The following is a 21,146-nucleotide window of genomic DNA, read 5'->3' as shown; positions in this document are numbered from 1 at the left end:
CCTACAAATCCTTCAGTAATACTTTACTTGCTTTTTTATAGTATTCTTCTCTGGATTCGGTCAGCACCTTCCATTCGTCGTTGAATTCTTCGTCTTTGTCAATTTTGAAATTCTCGGATCCGTATGTGTCCAAACGGTCTAGCAGGACAGCCACATTCAATTGATTGATATCCATTGAAGGCTGGTAACCGATTTCTTCACTTTTTTCGTCGGTAACCACCTCGTGAATCAATTCTATTTCCTGTAACTGATAAAGTACTTGGTTTGTCAGCCGGATAGGAATCTGGTGTTCTTCCGATATTTCTGCAGCCGTATAGGGCGGTTTGTTCTTTTCGAATCGTTTGGCTATGAGTGACATAATCAGGATGGATATAAAATCCCGGTATCGTCTGCTGATGTTACGGGTGTCCTGGTCAAAGCTGAAGCTGCGGATATTTTGTCCGGCATACGTCAGTTCAGCTCCAAACAAACAGATTGTCCAGGATATCTGCAACCAAAGCAGAAATAGGGGGAGTGCGGCAAAACTACCATAAATGGCATTGTACTTTGACACCCACAACTGGCTGTTGATGTACAGAAACTGAAAAGCCTGATAAGCGGACCCTGCCAGAATACCTGCAATGAGTGCATGCTTGAATTTCACTTTCGTATTCGGCATAAAGATATACAGCCCGGTGAACATCAGCCATGTCAGGACGAAAGGAATAAGCCGTATCATGAATTTCATGACAGGAGCGAGCAGAACGAAATCATCCATCTGTTTGAGAATGGTGCTCATAAACAGGGAAAGTCCTCCGGATACCACGATCAGAATCGGCATCAGCAGGAACATGGAGAAATAGTCCGTAATCTTGCGATACATGGATCGTGCTTTTTTCACTTCCCAGATACGGTTGAAGGTGATTTCAATATTACTGACCAGATTGATAACCGTCCATAACAACATCACCAAACCGACTCCAATGAAAATACCTCCTTTAGTCTGGGAAAGATAGGAATTGACAAATGAGAGAATGGCCTCCGTTGTTTCTATATTCCCTCCGAAGCCGTTGCGGAACTGATGTTCCATCAGGTTGTCAAATCCGAAACCGCGTGCTACGGCAAACAGAATGGCAAGTATCGGTACAATGGCAAGCAATGTGCTATATGTCAGTGCAGAAGCCTTATTGGCCATTTGGTCTTTGGTAAACCGGTTGATGCAAAGATAGACGGTCTTTATAATATTGTAGAGTGAGAACTTGGTCCGGGTCACTTCGTCTTCCGTAATGCGCCAGATGTCATACGTAAGAAACTTCCATATATCGGTGATTTTCTTCTTCATGGTTCTTCGCTGATTACTAATTGCAAGCAACTAATTACTGATTACAACAGCCATGCTCGAACAGTCGATCCTCATCCATTAGTCATTTGTAATTAAATGGATAATTAAAAGAAAAAGCAGTCAGCCTATAAGCCGAGTTCTGTACCCCATATAATTTCCGATTATTAATCTTTAATTATATCAGGTGCCTGTCATTTATCTGAGTGGCGTGTCACCACGACACTTTAGCGGTCTACCCTCCGACATGGAGCGAGCAACTCTCATAACGCCGGTTTACATGACCTTACAACTCCTAAGACGTACAGCCCGCATGTCGCCATGCGACTGGTGGGCTCTTACCCCACCTTCTCACCCTTACCTCTCCCCGAAAGGAGCGGCGGTTATTTTCTTCTACGTTACTCTACCCTCGCGGACAGCTTTCTGTTAGGAAGTAGGATGCTCTATGTTGCCCGGACTTTCCTCCTGCACGAAACATGCACGCGACAGACCGGCCAACTGCTTTAGACTGCAAAAATACGTCATTTATTTTGTTTTAGCCAAAGAAAGTGTCACAAATAGAAATAATTTCTAACTTTGCTATCATTAAAATGGATTTTAATGAAGAAGAATATCCTCCTTTTCTATTGTTTTCTGGCGATGACGGCAGCTAGCCTGAAAGCACAGGAAATACGCCCCATGCCTGCCGATTCGGCTTATGGGGTAGTACATATTTCAGTTTGCAATTTGCGCGAGGAAGGCAAATTTACTTCCGGTATGAGTACGCAGGCATTGTTGGGAATGCCGGTCAAGGTACTTCAGTATAATGGTTGGTACGAGATACAAACACCGGATGATTATACCGGATGGGTGCACCGGATGGTGATTACCCCCATGTCGAAAGAACGGTATGATGAATGGAACCGGGCGGAAAAGATAGTGGTTACCTCGCACTACGGATTTGCGTATGAAAAGCCGGATGAGAGTTCCCAACCCGTATCCGATGTTGTTGCGGGCAATCGTTTGAAGTGGGAGGGGAACAAAGGACATTTCTATCAAGTATCTTATCCCGACGGTCGGAAAGCATATCTTTCGAAATCCATTTCCCAACCGGAAACAAAATGGCGTGCTTCACTGAAACAAGATGTTGAAAGCATCATTGAAACCGCTTACTCAATGATAGGAATTCCTTATCTTTGGGCAGGAACCTCTTCCAAGGGAGTGGATTGTAGCGGACTGGTACGAACCGTACTTTTTATGCATGACATTATTATCCCTAGAGATGCCTCTCAGCAGGCCTATGTGGGCGAACATATCGATATTGCCCCTGACTTCTCTAATGTCAAACGGGGGGATCTGGTGTTTTTCGGCCGGAAAGCGACTGCGGAACGTAAAGAAAGTATTTCTCACGTTGGCATTTACCTCGGAAACAAGCAGTTTATCCACGCGTTGGGAGATGTGCACGTCAGCAGCATGAATCCTGCGGATCAAAACTATGATGAATTTAACACGAAGCGTTTACTTTTTGCTGTCCGTTTCTTACCTTATATAAATAAGGAGAAAGGAATGAATACCACAAATAAGAACCCCTTTTATAAATAAAAGAATGCAGAACAGGAGAGATTTTTTGAAAACGGCAGCTTTGGCTGCTTTTGGTTCGGGGTTAGTAGTCCGTCAGGCATTAGCCGGAGAATCGTCGCTTTCTACCATTCATATAAATAAGCTCGGTTTGGGAGGGAAGATGAAAATGACTTTTTTTCCTTATGAACTGAAGTTGAGGCACGTGTTTACAGTTGCCACTTATTCGCGTACAACAACTCCCGATGTGCAGGTAGAAATAGAATATGAAGGCGTGACGGGGTACGGAGAAGCCTCTATGCCTCCTTATTTGGGAGAAACAGTAGAGTCTGTGATGAATTTCCTGGGGAAAGTGAATCTGGAACAGTTTAGTGATCCTTTTCAGCTGGATGACATTTTGTCATACGTTGACAGCCTCTCACCAAAGGATACGGCAGCGAAAGCTGCGGTAGATATCGCCCTTCATGATCTGGTAGGGAAACTGTTGGGCGCTCCCTGGTATAAGATATGGGGATTGAACAAAGAAAAGACACCTTCCACTACCTTTACGATAGGTATCGATACGCCGGATGTGGTACGGGCGAAAACAAAAGAGTGTGCCGATCAGTTTAATATATTAAAGGTGAAACTGGGACGGGACAATGATAAGGAGATGATTGAAACCATTCGTTCGGTAACAGACCTTCCGATAGCAATAGATGCCAATCAAGGATGGACAGACCGCCAATATGCGCTCGATATGATTCATTGGTTGAAAGAAAAAGGCGTTGTGATGATAGAACAGCCCATGCCTAAGGAGAAGCTAGAGGATATTGCCTGGATAACGCAACAGAGCCCGCTACCGATATTTGCGGATGAATCCTTGCAGCGTCTGGGAGATGTAGCCGCTTTGAAAGGTGCTTTCACGGGAATCAATATAAAGCTGATGAAGTGTACCGGTATGCGTGAAGCATGGAAGATGGTGACATTGGCTCATGCACTCGGCATGCGTGTGATGGTGGGCTGTATGACAGAGACTTCCTGTGCTATTTCTGCAGCTTCACAGTTTTCGCCATTAGTTGATTTTGCCGATCTGGATGGCAACCTGCTTATCTCTAATGATCGTTTTAAAGGGGTGGAAGTGGTGAAAGGAAAGATCACCCTGAATGACTTACCCGGAATCGGTGTCATGAAAATCTGACTTTACTGAATGAATGTCAGAGTGTTAAAGCCATCTGACATACAACGAATGTAAATTTGTCAGGTGTTGTCGTTAACCGCTGTTAAGCTCCAAATATTCTCTGTTAAAAGTGGACAAAAAAGAGTGACAAGTAGAATAAGTGAACGATATTTGTTATTATTTTAACGTCGTAAAAGTTAAAACAATGTCGAATATTAACATTTTAAAGAATTATAAATCATGAAACAAACAACAAAGAACATTCTGGGAGTAGGAGCAATCGTTCTTCTTAGCTCAGGAGTTGCAGGATTGACAACTTACAAACTGTTGCAATCTAACGAAGCTGCCAAAGAGACGTCTTTCAATGAGATGTTCAAGCAGAATCCCAATGTAAAATTGGCTGCTTTTGATGCTGTGAACGCTCAACCTGTTGATTTGACCCAGGCTGCTGAGAATTCGCTTCATGCTGTCGTACATATAAGGTCTACTCAAGAAGCTAAAACAAGAACTGTTCAGCAAGCGCCGGACATTTTCGATTTCTTTTTTGGTGATGGACGCGGACAGCAACGTCAGGTACAGTCTCAACCTCGTGTAGGTTTTGGTTCGGGAGTAATCATCTCGAAGGATGGATATATCGTAACGAACAATCACGTGATTGAAGGTGCGGATGAAATCAGTGTGAAACTGAATGATAACCGTGAATTTAAAGGACGCGTGATTGGTACTGACCCTAGCACCGACCTTGCGCTGGTGAAAATTGAGGGTGATGATTTCCCGACTATTCCGGTGGGAGACTCCGAAGCGTTGAAAGTAGGAGAGTGGGTATTGGCAGTAGGTAACCCGTTCAATTTGAACTCTACTGTAACTGCCGGTATCGTAAGTGCAAAAGCCCGTTCTCTGGGAGTATATAATGGTGGTATAGAATCATTCATCCAGACGGATGCTGCCATCAACCAGGGTAACAGTGGTGGTGCACTGGTAAATGCCAAAGGTGAATTGGTTGGTATCAATTCAGTGCTTTCTTCTCCGACAGGTGCTTATGCAGGATACGGTTTTGCTATCCCGACCAGCATTATGACGAAAGTAATTGCCGACCTGAAACAATACGGAACAGTACAACGTGCATTGCTCGGTATTCGTGGTGGCTCTATCGGTAGCAGTTTGATGGACGACCGTCAACCGATTGACAAATCCGGTAAGACTCTGGCAGATAAAGCTAAAGAACTGGGTGTTGTAGAAGGAGTATGGGTCTCTGAAATCGTAGAGAATGGTTCTGCTGCAGGAGCTGATATCAAAGTCGATGACGTAATTATCGGTGTGGATAATAAGAAAGTGTCCAATATGGCTGACTTGCAGGAAGCACTTGCTAAACATCGTCCGGGTGATAAGGTGAAAGTGAAACTGATGCGCGATAAGAAGGAAAAGACCGTTGAAGTAACGTTGAAGAACGAGCAAGGTACTACCAAGATTGTGAAGGATGCAGGTATGGAAATCCTGGGAGCTGCTTTCAAAGAGTTGCCGGATGACTTGAAGAAGCAATTGAATCTGGGCTACGGTCTGCAAGTGACAGGAGTTTCCTCCGGTAAGATGTCGGATGCGGGAGTTCGTAAAGGCTTCATTATCCTGAAAGCTAATGACCAGCCGATGCGCAAAGTCAGCGATCTGGAAGAAGTGATGAAAGCTGCTGTTAAGTCTCCGAATCAGGTATTGTTCCTGACTGGTGTGTTCCCATCTGGTAAACGTGGATATTTCGCTGTCGATCTGACTCAAGAGTAATATATAAAATAAGGTAAGAAGATCACAGGATAAGCTAATGAAATAGAAAAAGGATGCCGCCAATCAACTTGTCGGCATCTCTTTTTGTTTTATTAGATGAAAAATATAGTGTAAAAGTTACTTAATTTTGTATGTTAACAAATTATTTGTCGTAACTTTGCACTCCAAATCTGTTTTTAAAGAATGAGACAACTAAAGATTACCAAAAGTATCACTAACAGAGAGAGCGCTTCTCTTGATAAGTATTTGCAGGAAATCGGCCGTGAAGACCTGATTACTGTCGAGGAAGAAGTGGAACTCGCTCAACGCATTCGTAAGGGTGACCGTGTAGCATTGGAAAAATTGACACGTGCCAATCTTCGTTTCGTCGTATCTGTGGCTAAACAGTACCAAAACCAAGGTTTGAGTTTGCCTGACTTGATTAATGAAGGCAATTTAGGACTGATTAAGGCTGCCGAGAAATTTGATGAAACACGTGGATTTAAGTTCATTAGCTACGCTGTATGGTGGATTCGCCAGTCTATTCTGCAAGCATTGGCAGAGCAGTCGCGTATTGTTCGTCTCCCGTTGAATCAGGTAGGTTCGCTGAATAAGATCAGCAAAGCCTTCTCGAAGTTTGAACAGGAAAACGAGCGGCGCCCGTCTCCCGAGGAGTTGGCAGACGAACTGGAAATTCCGGTTGATAAAATCTCTGATACGCTGAAGGTATCCGGCCGTCATATTTCGGTGGATGCGCCTTTTGTGGAAGGGGAGGACAACAGCCTGTTGGATGTGTTGGTTAACGATGATTCGCCAATGGCGGACCGCTCTCTGGTTAATGAGTCTCTTGCGAGGGAAATTGATAGAGCTCTTTCTACGTTAACCGATAGAGAAAAAGAAATCATTCAGATGTTTTTCGGTATCGGACAGCAAGAAATGACATTGGAAGAAATCGGCGATAAATTTGGCCTCACACGTGAGCGCGTTCGTCAGATTAAAGAAAAAGCAATTAGAAGACTTAGACAAAGTAATCGTAGTAAATTGCTCAAATCTTACTTGGGATAAGTAAGGAATATCAGTTTCTGAAAGAAAAAAGAATTTGAGTCGCATAAGTCGCACTTTTCATATAGAAGAATGTACTTATGCGACTTTTTACATAAGCCCCATTCTATGATTCAATCTTATACTATGCGAGTTTTATGAAAAGGTCAGTTTTAATATCATTGGTTCTTATTGCTTTGGGAGCTGGGATGGTGGCATATGCAAAATGTGCGGCATCCTCTTCTGATTCGGTGCCTGCTAAAGTAGAGCAGCGTTTGCGGGAGAAAGCACAGGCGGGAAAGGCTTATTGTGATAAGAACGGATATAATACGAATTATTGCTTTCTGGTAGATTTCAGTATTCATTCTGGTAAGAGGCGTTTCTTTGTATGGGACTTCAAGGGAGATTCCGTGAAATATGCCAGTCTCTGTGCTCATGGATATGGGAAAAATAGCACTGTGTCCAAGCCTGTATTCAGCAATGTGGAAGGTAGCTATTGCTCTTCGTTGGGGAAATACAAGGTGGGTATCCGGTCGTATAGCAAGTGGGGAATCAATATTCATTATAAATTACATGGATTGGAAGCGACGAATAATAATGCTTTCAAGCGGTATATCGTGTTGCATTCTTATACTCCATTGCCGGAAACAGAGGTATATCCTTTGCATCTTCCGTTAGGAATCAGTCAGGGGTGTCCTGTAATATCTGATGAAGTGATGAGGAAAGTTGACGGGTTGCTCAAAGCGGAGAAGAAACCACTCCTGTTATGGGTCTATGACTAAGAAATGCTATTTATTTGAGATAAATAGAGGTAATCTCCTCTTTTTTGTTACCTTTGCAAGGTTAAAAATTATATGATATGAAATACGTAAAAATACTATTTGCAATTGCACTTGTGTTTACCATGTGCTCCGCTTTTTCCTTGAAAAAAGACCACTCTAAACCAGTTTATGCTTTTGGAATTTCTGCTTCATTTACGGATACAGTAGTCTATTTCACGGACATTCAGATATTAGATAGTGCGAAGGTCAGCAAGGAAGGTTTCTTGTCTCACCGTGAGTTATATAGTTATCAGTTGAAGAATTATCTGGAGGATAATCAGTTGCAGCAGAATAGTACATGTATGATTTACTTCTCGGAAAACAAGAAGAAATTAGAAAAAGAAGCAACGAAGATTCTGAATAAATACAAGAAGAATAATAGAATGACGGTGTCGCGGATTGATTCCGATAAATTCCATTTTACGAAACCGGAAGAGTAATAAGCAATAGTTGAATTGTTAATATAATAAGAGATGCAGTTTTGCATCTCTTATTTTTTTATCTTTGCCTCGTCATTAATAAAAAATATTATGAGAAAGATTAAAATATTATCCCTTTTGTTCTGTGTTGCAATGTTGGTGGCAGCTTGTCACGATGATGAAGAAGGTCCTATTACACCTCAACCACGTGAACAGGTGGGGCGTACTGTGTTGATATATATTGTAGGTGATAATGGGAACAACGAACTGTCTACTCTCTTTAAAAATAATTTTAGAGACATGAAAAAGGGGATGGAAGAGGTTGACTATTCCAAATGCAACTTAGTGGTTTATAGCGAAATGGTTGATGATGTTCCCCATCTTATTTCATTAAAAAATCAGAATGGTGAAGTAGTGGCAGATACCCTTTTTACTTATGCTGAGCAAAATCCTTTAGATAAGAATGTGATGTCTGCTGTTATTTCTCAAACAGTTAGTTACTTCCCTGCAGATAGTTATGGCTTTGTTTTTCTATCTCATAGTTCTTCATGGGTGCCGGCTACTAAAGATGCAAACTCTCGCTCAATCGGATATTATCGTCTAACCCAAATGAATATCCCGGATTTTCATGAAGTGTTATTGTCTTCTTTTCCTAAACCTCTGAAATTTATTTTATTTGATTCGTGTTCTATGCAGGCTGTTGAAGTAGCTTATGAGTTACGCGATTGTGCAGAATATTTTATTGGTTCACCTACTGAAATACCAGGGCCTGGAGCACCTTATAGTGCGGTTGTTCCGGAAATGTTTACTGAAAATAATTTACCCATTAATATCGCAAATGCTTATTTTGATTATTATGAAAGATATTATACAGGTGAAATACCATGGAGTGATGCTAACTGGACAGGTGGAGTTGCTATTTCTGTGATTAATAGTACTGCTTTAGATAATTTCGCTATGGTTACTAAAACTATTATTCCTAAGTATATCAAAGATGAAAGCGTGGTAGATCGTAATGGTATATTGCTTTATGATTTTAATAATCATGCCAATTATGATTTTGATAATTTAATTCAGACTTTGACGGGAGGAAAAGATAATACAGATTATCAGTTATGGCGTCAATCCTTCGTTGAGACTGTTATATATTCTAAGACTACCTCAAAAAATTATTCGGGAATAACCAAGAATATGTTTTCTATGGAAAAAGCAGAAGGACTTTCTACATACATTCCTAATGGAACGCATAGTTCTGCAATGAATAATTTTTATCGAACATTACAATGGTATTCCGCTGCCGGATGGAATGAAACTGGTTGGTAAATGCGAGAGGGAGTTTTCCAAATACCAACGCACGCAGGAGCCACCCTTGCAAAAATAAAGTCATGAATAGTGGAGCAGGTACAAAGGGGACAGTGGGGACACTGCATAATATTCTCACACACACATGCGCGCATATAATAAGGTAGAAAATAATGAAACGATGGGGGAAGAAGGGGATGGCGATGAAGAATGAGTGTTACCGGGTAGTGAACCGCAATACCTCATTGTTTTTTTCTCCGAAGCTGACTGGCTGAACTGGTGAGCGTCTTATGAACCACGGAAGTCCTGTAAATGTCCGCAAATAGAGTGATCTTTATTTTGAGGAATAATATCCACAGGTGTTCTGCAAACATCGACGTTAACGGAATAGGGCTTATCTGTAAAGCCGGAGCGGACACTTCTACTGCCCATGTCACGCATATTCTGCCGTTCCTTCTTCCTGTAGACATTAGTTATCGTATGAATGTTGATGAGAATTTCTTCTTTGACAAGTAGAGAGCAGAATTGGTCTGTACATAGGTATGGTAGCTGGTGGCTGCCATGAGGTGAAGGAAGATATGTACCCCTCCTGACTTCTGACCCAATGCGGAATGTTTATCAATGTAGCTAGTCAGGGAGCATATATATGTACGCGTGTGTGTGATGGTGCCTCGAAAAAGTGTCCCTACTGTCCCCGCTTGTTATTAACAATGCGGTGATTTGGCAATGCTAAAGCGGCGCTTTACGAGTGCTAAAGCATAGCTTTAGCACTCGTAAAACATAGCTCTTCTAAGGCTTTCCTAATGCATCTGGTATTACTCTCATTTCCTCGTCTATTTCTACGCCCTTCTAATCCTATCAAAAAAAATATGTTCTACAACATCGTTATGCATCAGCACTTTAGCAAATGTATTCAAAAATAATTAGAAAAAATCGTTTGATATATTTGGATTGTATACCAAAAGGGGCTACTTTTGCACCCGCTTTCCAAGAGAAGAAAGCCTTGAAAAATTGACTTAGTGAAAAAGCGGAATCCCCCTTAAAGAAAAGAACAAAAAACTTCCGAAAAAGTTTGGATAATACTGAATAAAGTTCTTATCTTTGCAGTCCGATTCGCAAAGAAAACCGGCGAGTTCTTCTTTCATACATTCTTTCCCTTTCGCATAGAGAGCCAGAGAAATTGAGTAAAAAGAAAAACTGAAAAAAAACTTCCAAAAAAGTTTGGTAGTTAAAAATAAAGCCCTTACCTTTGCACCCGCTTTTAAAACGAAAGCAACAAGTTCTTTGAAATATTGATAAACAATACAAGTAGTACAAGTAAAAATAGAACCGTCAATACTTGTCTTATGAAGTAGCGATACAATTAAGGCTAACAGGTATTTGAATAAGGTCAATAAAATTACGGCGTCCTGAACAGAGCAAAAAGGTCATCTTAACTGATGATAAAAAATACTTTTACAATGAAGAGTTTGATCCTGGCTCAGGATGAACGCTAGCTACAGGCTTAACACATGCAAGTCGAGGGGCAGCATTTCATTTTGCTTGCAAAGTGAAGATGGCGACCGGCGCACGGGTGAGTAACACGTATCCAACCTGCCGATAACTCGGGGATAGCCTTTCGAAAGAAAGATTAATATCCGATAGCATATCAATCCCGCATGAGATTGATATTAAAGAATTTCGGTTATCGATGGGGATGCGTTCCATTAGTTTGTTGGCGGGGTAACGGCCCACCAAGACTACGATGGATAGGGGTTCTGAGAGGAAGGTCCCCCACATTGGAACTGAGACACGGTCCAAACTCCTACGGGAGGCAGCAGTGAGGAATATTGGTCAATGGACGTAAGTCTGAACCAGCCAAGTAGCGTGAAGGATGACTGCCCTATGGGTTGTAAACTTCTTTTATATGGGAATAAAGTATTCCACGTGTGGGATTTTGTATGTACCATATGAATAAGGATCGGCTAACTCCGTGCCAGCAGCCGCGGTAATACGGAGGATCCGAGCGTTATCCGGATTTATTGGGTTTAAAGGGAGCGTAGGTGGATTGTTAAGTCAGTTGTGAAAGTTTGCGGCTCAACCGTAAAATTGCAGTTGAAACTGGCAGTCTTGAGTACAGTAGAGGTGGGCGGAATTCGTGGTGTAGCGGTGAAATGCTTAGATATCACGAAGAACTCCGATTGCGAAGGCAGCTCACTAGACTGTCACTGACACTGATGCTCGAAAGTGTGGGTATCAAACAGGATTAGATACCCTGGTAGTCCACACAGTAAACGATGAATACTCGCTGTTTGCGATATACAGTAAGCGGCCAAGCGAAAGCATTAAGTATTCCACCTGGGGAGTACGCCGGCAACGGTGAAACTCAAAGGAATTGACGGGGGCCCGCACAAGCGGAGGAACATGTGGTTTAATTCGATGATACGCGAGGAACCTTACCCGGGCTTAAATTGCATTTGAATATGTAGGAAACTATATAGCCGCAAGGCAAATGTGAAGGTGCTGCATGGTTGTCGTCAGCTCGTGCCGTGAGGTGTCGGCTTAAGTGCCATAACGAGCGCAACCCTTATCTTCAGTTACTAACAGGTCATGCTGAGGACTCTGGAGAGACTGCCGTCGTAAGATGTGAGGAAGGTGGGGATGACGTCAAATCAGCACGGCCCTTACGTCCGGGGCTACACACGTGTTACAATGGGGGGTACAGAAGGCAGCTACCTGGTGACAGGATGCTAATCCCAAAAACCTCTCTCAGTTCGGATCGAAGTCTGCAACCCGACTTCGTGAAGCTGGATTCGCTAGTAATCGCGCATCAGCCATGGCGCGGTGAATACGTTCCCGGGCCTTGTACACACCGCCCGTCAAGCCATGAAAGCCGGGGGTACCTGAAGTACGTAACCGCAAGGAGCGTCCTAGGGTAAAACTGGTAATTGGGGCTAAGTCGTAACAAGGTAGCCGTACCGGAAGGTGCGGCTGGAACACCTCCTTTCTGGAGTGATGCCGTAAACGATGTAATTCTGCATGAATAATGTAAAATACGACATCGTAAAAAAAGTGACTTTAAAGGTTCTGTTTTTGTACTACTGGTACTTGTTTATTTATAATATATAGATCAACCATCTATAGAAGTATAGATAGAGATAAACAAGAGAAAAAAGAAGCCGAGTCTAACATACAGGTAGACAAGGTTGAATTATCGAGCAAGAGAGAGCAGAAGCGATGCTTGCATCGATTATGCCGAAAGCAGCCGATAATGCGTAGAACATAGTCCTATAGCTCAGTTGGTTAGAGCGCTACACTGATAATGTAGAGGTCGGCAGTTCAACTCTGCCTGGGACTACCAAGCTCAAGAACGAGGAAATGCCGCGTAAGCGGAATACAGTAATTCTTGATAACCTCTTGGGGGATTAGCTCAGCTGGCTAGAGCATCTGCCTTGCACGCAGAGGGTCAACGGTTCGAATCCGTTATTCTCCACGATCTCTGAAAAGAGAAACGATCTTTGACATGATGTACAAAAAGTAAAATTTTAGTAAGAGCTAAAAGTATATATCAAACCGTACGTGATTGATATTGTCATTGAGTATTATTTTTTAATTCTCAATTCTCAATTTTCAATTTAAGAAGTTTGAAAGAAAGTAAGCAAGGGCGCATGGCGGATGCCTTGGCTCTCGGAGGCGATGAAGGACGTGATAAGCTGCGATAAGCTTCGGGCAGGTGCAAATAACCTTTGATCCGAAGATTTCCGAATGGGACAACCCGGCATTCTGAAGGAATGTCATCCATCCTAGATGGAAGCTAACGCAGGGAACTGAAACATCTTAGTACCTGTAGGAAAAGAAAATAATAATGATTCCCCTAGTAGTGGCGAGCGAACGGGGATTAGCCCAAACCAATGTTGTTACGGCAATATTGGGGTTGTAGGACCACGACATCGCAAGACATTTCATGAGTAGAACCCTTTGGAAAATGGGACCATAGACGGTGATAGTCCGGTATACGAAGTGAAACGAAGCGTAGTGGTATCCTGAGTAGCGCGGGACACGAGAAATCTTGCGTGAATCTGCCGGGACCATCCGGTAAGGCTAAATACTCCCGAGAGACCGATAGCGAACCAGTACTGTGAAGGAAAGGTGAAAAGCACTTCGAATAGAAGAGTGAAATAGTCCCTGAAACCGTGCGCCTACAAGCGGTCGGAGCTGCGTAAGCAGTGACGGCGTGCCTTTTGCATAATGAACCTACGAGTTACTTTTTCCGGCAAGGTTAAGTGTCTCAAGACATGAAGCCGAAGCGAAAGCGAGTCTGAACAGGGCGATTAGTCGGAAGGAGTAGACGCGAAACCAAGTGATCTACCCTTGGTCAGGTTGAAGGTTAGGTAACACTAACTGGAGGACCGAACCGATAAGCGTTGAAAAGCTTCCGGATGAACTGAGGGTGGGGGTGAAAGGCTAATCAAACTTGGAGATAGCTCGTACTCCCCGAAATGCATTTAGGTGCAGCCTTGGGAATTACTACTGTGAGGTAGAGCGACTGATAAGATGCGAGGGCTTCACCGCCTATCAAGTCTTGATAAACTCCGAATGCGCAGTAGTTCGATCCCAGGAGTGAGGGCATGGGTGCTAAGGTCCATGTCCTAAAGGAGAAGAATCCAGACCATCAGCTAAGGTCCCGAAATAATTGCTAAGTTGAACTAACGAAGTCAGATTGCTAAGACAGCTAGGATGTTGGCTTGGAAGCAGCCATTCATTTAAAGAGTGCGTAACAGCTCACTAGTCGAGGAGTTTGGCGTGGATAATAATCGGGCATTAAGCAATTTACCGAAGCTATGGGATCAGTAATGATCGGTAGGGGAGCATTCCACTCTGCGTCGAAGGTGAAGCGTGAGCTTTGCTGGAGCGTGTGGAAAAGCAAATGTAGGTATAAGTAACGATAAAGGGGGTGAGAAACCCCCTCGCCGAAAGACTAAGGTTTCCTGATCAACGCTAATCGGATCAGGGTTAGTCGGGTCCTAAGGCTCAGCCGAACGGTGAGGCCGATGGCAGAACAGGTTAATATTCCTGTACTACCTTAAAGAGTGACGTGGAGACGGAGGAGTGACAGCGCCGCGGACTGACGGAATAGTCCGTTGAAGGGTGTAGATGTTGATTGCGGCAGGCAAATCCACCGCAAGAGTCGAACCTGATAGTATACCGAATTCTTCGGAATGAGGTAATAGTGCGTGTAAACATACTCCCAAGAAAATCCGCTAAACTTAATCTTTAAGGTACCCGTACCGCAAACGGACACACGTAGTCGGGTTGAATATACTAAGGCGCTTGAGTGATTCACGGTTAAGGAACTAGGCAAATTGACCCTGTAACTTCGGGATAAAGGGTCCCAACGAGAGTTGGGCGCAGAGAATAGGTCCAGGCAACTGTTTAACAAAAACACAGGGCTGTGCCAAATTGAAAGATAACGTATACAGCCTGACACCTGCCCGGTGCTGGAAGGTTAAGAGGAGATGTCATCGCAAGAGAAGCATTGAATTGAAGCCCCAGTAAACGGCGGCCGTAACTATAACGGTCCTAAGGTAGCGAAATTCCTTGTCGGGTAAGTTCCGACCTGCACGAATGGTGTAATGATCTGGACACTGTCTCAACCGTGAGCTCAGTGAAATTGTAGTATCGGTGAAGATGCCGATTACCCGCGATGGGACGAAAAGACCCCGTGAACCTTTACTATAGCTTAACATTGAATTTGGGTAATTGATGTGTAGGATAGGCCGGAGACTTTGAAGCAGGTACGCCAGTATTTGTGGAGTCGCTGTTGAAATACGGCCCTTTGATTATTTGAGTTCTAACTCGTAGATACGAGGACACTGTTTGGTGGGTAGTTTGACTGGGGTGGTCGCCTCCAAAAGTGTAACGGAGGCTTCTAAAGGTGCCCTCAGGACGATTGGTAACCGTCCGTAGAGTGTAATGGCATAAGGGCGCTTGACTGGGAGACAGACAAGTCGATCAGGTAGGAAACTAGAGCATAGTGATCCGGTGTTTCCGTATGGAAGGGACATCGCTCAAAGGATAAAAGGTACTCCGGGGATAACAGGCTGATCCCTCCCAAGAGCTCATATCGACGGAGGGGTTTGGCACCTCGATGTCGGCTCGTCACATCCTGGGGCTGGAGAAGGTCCCAAGGGTTGGGCTGTTCGCCCATTAAAGTGGCACGCGAGCTGGGTTCAGAACGTCGTGAGACAGTTCGGTCTCTATCTATCGTGGGCGTATGAAATTTGCGTGGCTCTGACACTAGTACGAGAGGACCGTGTTGGACTGACCGCTGGTTTACCAGTTGTGCCGCCAGGTGCATTGCTGGGTATCTAAGTCGGGATTGGATAAGTGCTGAAAGCATCTAAGTACGAAGCCAGCCACAAGATTAGATTTCTTAGGGTCGTCAAAGACGATGACGTTGATAGGATGCAGGTGTAAAGGTGGTAACATCAAAGCCGAGCATTACTAATTGCCCGTTCACTTTCTTTCGAACATGTACCGGTTGGGTATATACGTTTAGCTTTCTAGACACTGAATTTTTACTTTTCATCATGTCATAACCTTATTCAGGTGGTTATAGCACGAGGGTTCCACCTCTTCCCATTCCGAACAGAGAAGTTAAGCCTCGTCACGCCGATGGTACTGCGTAACAGTGGGAGAGTAGGTAGCCGCCGTTTTAAAGAAGCCCCTTGATTCATTTTGAGTCAAGGGGCTTTCTGTGTTTTATTACTTCTGTTTTTATCAATATTCAACTTCCGTCAGCTTGGTTTTCTGTTTTTTAAGAATTTGGTGAAATACCGATAGCTTTTGTTATTTAATCTTGTATTAATATCCCATTTGCCGTTTTAAGTATCTACATGTTTCCAAATGTCTTTTGGATTTCTTATATTTGTTTTCCGGCTTGAAAAATCCGGTAAATGTGTCATTTAGTAATAAGAAAAGGGCTAAATCGGAACAAAATAGGTGTAGGACTGTAATTTTTTCGCAAATGGTTCTTTTTCTTTTCTTCTTTCTCTTTTTTATCAAATTGATTTTTGTAAATTTGGCGAGAATCTGATAAAGGACACACAGTTAAGTTAATATAGTAATAATACTAAATTCTCCTGTTAATATGGAAAACAAAATTCAAGAGTTGACCGATAAGATTTATCGTGAAGGCGTGGAAAAAGGAAACGAAGAAGCGCAGAGACTTATCGCGAATGCTCAGGAAGAAGCTAAGAAAATCATTGAGGATGCCCGCAAGGAGGCAGAATCAATTGTAAACTCCTCTCGTAAATCTGCTGATGAGTTAGCAGAGAATACTAAATCAGAGTTAAAACTATTTGCCGGTCAGGCTGTGAATGCACTCAAATCTGAGGTGGCTACAATGGTAACTGACAAGTTGATAACCGCTTCCGTGAAAGATTTCGCCCAGGATAAAGATTATCTGAATGCGTTTATCGTAGCATTGGCATCCAAATGGAGTGTAGACGAACCTATCGTTATCTCAACAGCCGATGCGGAATCACTGAAAAAGTATTTTGCAGCTCATGCAAAAGCCTTATTAGACAAGGGAGTGACTATCCAGCAAGTAAATGGTATCAAAACTCTGTTCACAGTTTCTCCGGCGGACGGTTCGTATAAGGTGAACTTCGGAGAAGAAGAATTCATGAATTACTTCAAAGCGTTCTTGCGTCCTCAATTAGTAGAAATGCTATTTTAAAAGAAGCGACTATGAGTAGTAAGTACTATTACTTGGTAGCAGGTTTGCCGGAACTTTCGCTGGAAGACAGCAAACTGAGCTATACAGTAGCCGATTTTAAAACTGAAATCTACAATGGATTGTCTGTTTCAGACCAGAAGTTGATTGACTTGTTTTATCTGAAGTTTGATAATGCAAATGTGCTGAAACTTCTCAAAGATAAAGAAGCGGAAATCGACAAACGGGGAAACTACTCTGCTGAAGAACTCTCTGAATATATTTCTATTCTGAGAGAAGGCGGAGAAATCAGTCCAAAAGAATTCCCAGTCTATCTATCCACTTTTATAACTGATTATTTGAATACTCCGGCTGAAAGTACGGTTTTGCACGAGGATCATCTGGCTGCTCTATATTATGAGTATGCGATGAACTGTGGGAATAAGTTTGTTGCTGCCTGGTTTGAATTCAACCTGAACATCAATAATATTCTTGTCGCATTTACTAGCCGTAAATTCAAATGGGATATTGCTTCCAACGTTGTGGGAAATACGGAAGTATGCGAAGCATTGCGTACATCGAGTGCCCGCGATTTCGGACTGTCCGGTGAAGTGGATGTGTTTGAATCGTTAGTGAAAATCAGTGAGATTACAGAATTGGTGGAGCGTGAGAAGAAGTTGGATGCCCTGCGGTGGAATTGGATGGAGGATGCTATTTTCTTCGACTATTTCACTATCGAACGTATTTTCGCTTTCCTGCTGAAGTTGGAAATGATTGAACGGTGGATTTCACTGGATAAGGAAAGAGGTAATCAGTTGTTCAGAAGCATTATCGAATCGCTGAAGAATGAAGTGCAGATTCCTGCAGAATTCAGATAATAAAATAAAAAAAATATATGGCAACAAAAGGAACTGTTAGTGGCGTTATTGCCAACATGGTGACCCTCGTCGTTGACGGACCGGTAGCTCAGAATGAGATTTGTTATATCTCGACCGGTGGCGATAAGTTGATGGCGGAGGTGATTAAGGTTGTAGGTTCACACGTATATGTCCAGGTGTTTGAAAGCACACGTGGACTGAAAGTGGGTGCTGAAGCCGAATTTACAGGACACATGCTTGAGGTGACATTAGGCCCGGGTATGTTATCGAAAAACTATGATGGTCTGCAAAATGACCTCGACAAGATGGATGGTGTCTTCCTGAAAAGAGGACAATATACATATCCGTTGGATAAAGAACGTGTATGGCACTTCATACCCTTGGCGAATGTAGGTGACAAAGTGCAGGCTTCTGCATGGTTGGGACAGGTGGATGAAAACTTCCAGCCACTTAAAATTATGGCTCCGTTCACTATGAAAGGAACGGCTACCGTAAAAACAATCATGCCGGAAGGTGATTATAAGATAGAAGATACAATTGCTATCCTGACAGACGAAGAAGGAAATGATATTCCTGTGACTATGATTCAGAGATGGCCTGTGAAACGTGCGATGACGAATTATAAGGAGAAACCGCGTCCTTTCAAATTGTTGGAAACTGGTGTACGTGTGATTGATACGCTGAATCCGATTGTGGAAGGTGGTACGGGATTTATCCCCGGTCCGTTCGGTACTGGTAAAACGGTGCTTCAGCACGCTATCTCTAAACAGGCGGAAGCGGATATCGTTATCATTGCGGCTTGTGGTGAACGTGCCAATGAGGTGGTGGAAATTTTTACCGAGTTCCCCGAACTGGTAGACCCGCATACGGGACGTAAGTTGATGGAACGTACTATCATCATTGCGAATACTTCCAACATGCCGGTAGCTGCCCGTGAAGCATCTGTATATACAGCAATGACACTGGCGGAATATTACCGTTCCATGGGATTGAAAGTCTTGTTGATGGCGGATTCTACTTCCCGTTGGGCACAGGCTTTGCGTGAGATGTCCAACCGTATGGAAGAATTGCCTGGGCCGGATGCTTTCCCGATGGATATTTCGGCTATTATCTCCAACTTTTACGGTCGTGCGGGATATGTAAAACTAAGTAATGACGAAACGGGGTCTATTACGTTTATCGGTACGGTATCCCCTGCGGGTGGTAACTTGAAGGAGCCGGTGACTGAAAATACGAAGAAAGTAGCCCGTTGTTTCTATGCTTTGGAGCAGGATCGTGCCGATAAGAAACGTTATCCGGCAGTGAATCCGATTGATTCTTACTCAAAATATATCGAATACCCGGAATTTGAGGAATATATCAAAAATCATATCAACAGTGAGTGGATTGGAAAGGTAAACGAACTGAAAACCCGTTTGCAGCGCGGTAAGGAAATTGCCGAACAGATCAATATCCTCGGTGATGATGGTGTACCGGTAGAATATCATGTGATCTTCTGGAAATCAGAATTAATTGACTTTGTTATTCTGCAACAGGATGCTTTTGATGAAATTGATGCGGTAACTCCGATGGAACGTCAGGAAGACATTCTGAATATGGTAATCGACATTTGTCATACGGAATTTGATTTTGATAATTTCAACGAAGTAATGGATTACTTCAAGAAGATGATTAATATCTGTAAGCAGATGAACTACTCGAAGTTCAAATCGGAACAGTATGAAGGATTCCAGCAGCAACTGAAGGAATTGATTGAAGAGAGGAAACTTCAATCGTAAATAGTAAATTGTTAAATCGTAAATAAGTAAGATGGCAACAAAAGCTTTTCAAAAGATATATACCAAGATTACTCAGATTACCAAGGCTACTTGTTCGCTGAAAGCGACAGGAGTAGGGTATGACGAGCTTGCCACCGTGGACGGTAAACTGGCACAGGTGGTTAAGATTGCCGGTGACGATGTCACTTTGCAGGTATTTGAAGGTACGGAGGGTATTCCGACTAATGCCGAAGTAGTATTCCTCGGCAAATCGCCTACATTGAAAGTGAGTGAGCAGCTGGCCGGACGTTTCTTCAACGCTTTCGGTGATCCGATTGATGGAGGTCCGGACATTGAAGGACAGGAAGTGGAAATTGGCGGTCCGTCTGTGAACCCGGTTCGACGTAAACAGCCGTCGGAACTGATTGCAACGGGTATTGCCGGTATCGACTTGAACAATACACTGGTATCGGGTCAGAAGATTCCGTTCTTTGCCGACCCCGACCAGCCTTTTAATCAGGTAATGGCAAACGTAGCTTTACGTGCTGAAACGGATAAGATTATCCTCGGAGGTATGGGTATGACGAATGATGACTACCTGTATTTTAAGAATGTGTTCTCTAATGCAGGTGCGCTCGACCGTATCGTGAGTTTCATGAATACAACCGAAAATCCTCCGGTAGAACGTTTGTTGATTCCGGACATGGCATTGACTGCTGCAGAGTATTTTGCAGTAAATAATAATGAGAAAGTGCTGGTACTATTGACGGATATGACGAGCTATGCGGATGCGCTGGCAATCGTATCTAACCGTATGGATCAGATTCCTTCGAAAGACTCTATGCCGGGATCGCTTTATTCGGATTTGGCAAAGATTTACGAAAAGGCGGTGCAGTTCCCTTCCGGCGGTTCAATCACTATTATTGCGGTGACTACTTTGTCTGGTGGAGATATTACGCACGCTGTACCTGATAATACGGGTTACATCACTGAAGGTCAGTTGTTCCTGCGTCGTGATAGTGATATCGGTAAGGTAATTGTTGACCCGTTCCGTTCATTGTCTCGTTTGAAACAGTTGGTAACCGGTAAGAAGACACGTAAGGACCATCCGCAAGTGATGAATGCCGCTGTACGTCTGTATGCCGATGCCGCTAACGCTAAGACGAAGATGGAAAATGGTTTCGACCTGACCAACTACGACGAACGTACGTTGGCTTTTGCGAAGGACTATTCCAATCAGTTATTGGCTATTGATGTCAATCTTGATACTACTGAAATGCTGGACGTTGCCTGGGGCTTGTTCGGTAAATATTTCCGTCCGGAAGAAGTGAATATCAAGAAAGACTTGGTGGATCAATACTGGCCAAAACAAAATAATTAGACGATTAGACGATTTACCATTTACGATTGAAGTTTGTTAATTGTAAATGGTCATAAAAGTAA

General features: G+C 43.2%; 13 protein-coding genes, 2 tRNA genes, 3 rRNA genes and 1 other RNA gene. 17 read left to right on the top strand and 2 right to left on the bottom strand.

What is annotated here, in order from left to right:
- Nucleotide 1 precedes the first annotated feature (1 nt).
- Nucleotides 2-1,321: a YihY/virulence factor BrkB family protein gene (locus AB3G73_RS07260; RefSeq protein ID WP_099147404.1), complete on the bottom strand. Its 1,320-nt coding sequence runs from the start codon at nucleotides 1,319-1,321 to the stop codon at nucleotides 2-4.
- A gap of 112 nt (nucleotides 1,322-1,433) precedes the next feature.
- Nucleotides 1,434-1,820, bottom strand: an RNA gene (gene rnpB, locus AB3G73_RS07255) — RNase P RNA component class A.
- A gap of 98 nt (nucleotides 1,821-1,918) precedes the next feature.
- Between rnpB and AB3G73_RS07250 the strand changes: the two genes are divergently transcribed.
- The 17 genes from AB3G73_RS07250 (at nucleotide 1,919) to AB3G73_RS07170 (ending at nucleotide 21,084) form a co-directional block, all read left to right on the top strand.
- Nucleotides 1,919-2,899, top strand: a complete 981-nt coding sequence (locus AB3G73_RS07250) for an NlpC/P60 family protein (RefSeq protein WP_234133884.1) — start codon at nucleotides 1,919-1,921, stop codon at nucleotides 2,897-2,899.
- A 4-nt stretch (nucleotides 2,900-2,903) separates the two neighbouring features.
- Nucleotides 2,904-4,055, top strand: a complete 1,152-nt coding sequence (locus AB3G73_RS07245; protein WP_148367907.1) for a dipeptide epimerase — start codon at nucleotides 2,904-2,906, stop codon at nucleotides 4,053-4,055.
- Between the two features lie 219 nt (nucleotides 4,056-4,274).
- The gene (locus tag AB3G73_RS07240) at nucleotides 4,275-5,810 is read left to right on the top strand and encodes a trypsin-like peptidase domain-containing protein (protein ID WP_148367908.1); all 1,536 of its coding nucleotides are present in this window, start codon (nucleotides 4,275-4,277) and stop codon (nucleotides 5,808-5,810) included.
- A 183-nt stretch (nucleotides 5,811-5,993) separates the two neighbouring features.
- Nucleotides 5,994-6,854: an RNA polymerase sigma factor RpoD/SigA gene (locus AB3G73_RS07235; protein WP_002561589.1), complete on the top strand. Its 861-nt coding sequence runs from the start codon at nucleotides 5,994-5,996 to the stop codon at nucleotides 6,852-6,854.
- A gap of 134 nt (nucleotides 6,855-6,988) precedes the next feature.
- Nucleotides 6,989-7,612, top strand: coding sequence for a murein L,D-transpeptidase catalytic domain-containing protein (locus tag AB3G73_RS07230; RefSeq protein WP_320975247.1), 624 nt, complete (start codon nucleotides 6,989-6,991; stop codon nucleotides 7,610-7,612).
- 77 nt (nucleotides 7,613-7,689) lie between these two features.
- A complete protein-coding gene (locus AB3G73_RS07225; RefSeq protein ID WP_004296669.1) occupies nucleotides 7,690-8,091 on the top strand; it encodes a hypothetical protein in 402 nt (133 codons plus the stop codon).
- A 90-nt stretch (nucleotides 8,092-8,181) separates the two neighbouring features.
- Nucleotides 8,182-9,393, top strand: coding sequence for a clostripain-related cysteine peptidase (locus AB3G73_RS07220; RefSeq protein WP_148367910.1), 1,212 nt, complete (start codon nucleotides 8,182-8,184; stop codon nucleotides 9,391-9,393).
- A gap of 318 nt (nucleotides 9,394-9,711) precedes the next feature.
- Nucleotides 9,712-9,888: a hypothetical protein gene (locus tag AB3G73_RS07215; RefSeq protein ID WP_297284944.1), complete on the top strand. Its 177-nt coding sequence runs from the start codon at nucleotides 9,712-9,714 to the stop codon at nucleotides 9,886-9,888.
- 941 nt (nucleotides 9,889-10,829) lie between these two features.
- A 16S ribosomal RNA gene (locus AB3G73_RS07210) occupies nucleotides 10,830-12,358 on the top strand.
- A 277-nt stretch (nucleotides 12,359-12,635) separates the two neighbouring features.
- A tRNA-Ile gene (locus tag AB3G73_RS07205) sits at nucleotides 12,636-12,712 on the top strand.
- A 58-nt stretch (nucleotides 12,713-12,770) separates the two neighbouring features.
- A tRNA-Ala gene (locus AB3G73_RS07200) sits at nucleotides 12,771-12,844 on the top strand.
- 155 nt (nucleotides 12,845-12,999) lie between these two features.
- Nucleotides 13,000-15,879, top strand: a 23S ribosomal RNA gene (locus AB3G73_RS07195).
- A 77-nt stretch (nucleotides 15,880-15,956) separates the two neighbouring features.
- Nucleotides 15,957-16,067, top strand: a 5S ribosomal RNA gene (gene rrf / locus AB3G73_RS07190).
- The 16S, 23S and 5S rRNA genes sit together here with 2 tRNA genes alongside, the layout of an rRNA operon.
- Before the next feature lie 434 nt (nucleotides 16,068-16,501).
- Entirely contained in the window at nucleotides 16,502-17,092 is a 591-nt protein-coding gene (locus AB3G73_RS07185) for a V-type ATP synthase subunit E family protein (RefSeq protein WP_008999644.1), read from the top strand.
- A gap of 11 nt (nucleotides 17,093-17,103) precedes the next feature.
- Nucleotides 17,104-17,946, top strand: coding sequence for a DUF2764 domain-containing protein (locus AB3G73_RS07180; RefSeq protein ID WP_148367583.1), 843 nt, complete (start codon nucleotides 17,104-17,106; stop codon nucleotides 17,944-17,946).
- 17 nt (nucleotides 17,947-17,963) lie between these two features.
- Nucleotides 17,964-19,724 (top strand): V-type ATP synthase subunit A, encoded by a 1,761-nt coding sequence (locus AB3G73_RS07175; protein WP_074559273.1) that lies wholly within the window; start codon nucleotides 17,964-17,966, stop codon nucleotides 19,722-19,724.
- Between the two features lie 31 nt (nucleotides 19,725-19,755).
- On the top strand, nucleotides 19,756-21,084 hold the full coding sequence (locus tag AB3G73_RS07170) for a V-type ATP synthase subunit B (RefSeq protein WP_004297639.1): 1,329 nt from the start codon (nucleotides 19,756-19,758) through the stop codon (nucleotides 21,082-21,084).
- The last annotated feature ends 62 nt before the right edge of the window (nucleotides 21,085-21,146 follow it).

Source organism: Bacteroides sp. L008 (assembly GCF_040812255.1).
In the GTDB taxonomy this organism is placed as follows: Bacteria; Bacteroidota; Bacteroidia; order Bacteroidales; family Bacteroidaceae; genus Bacteroides; species Bacteroides vicugnae.
This window is presented reverse-complemented; position numbering and strand designations above follow the sequence as displayed.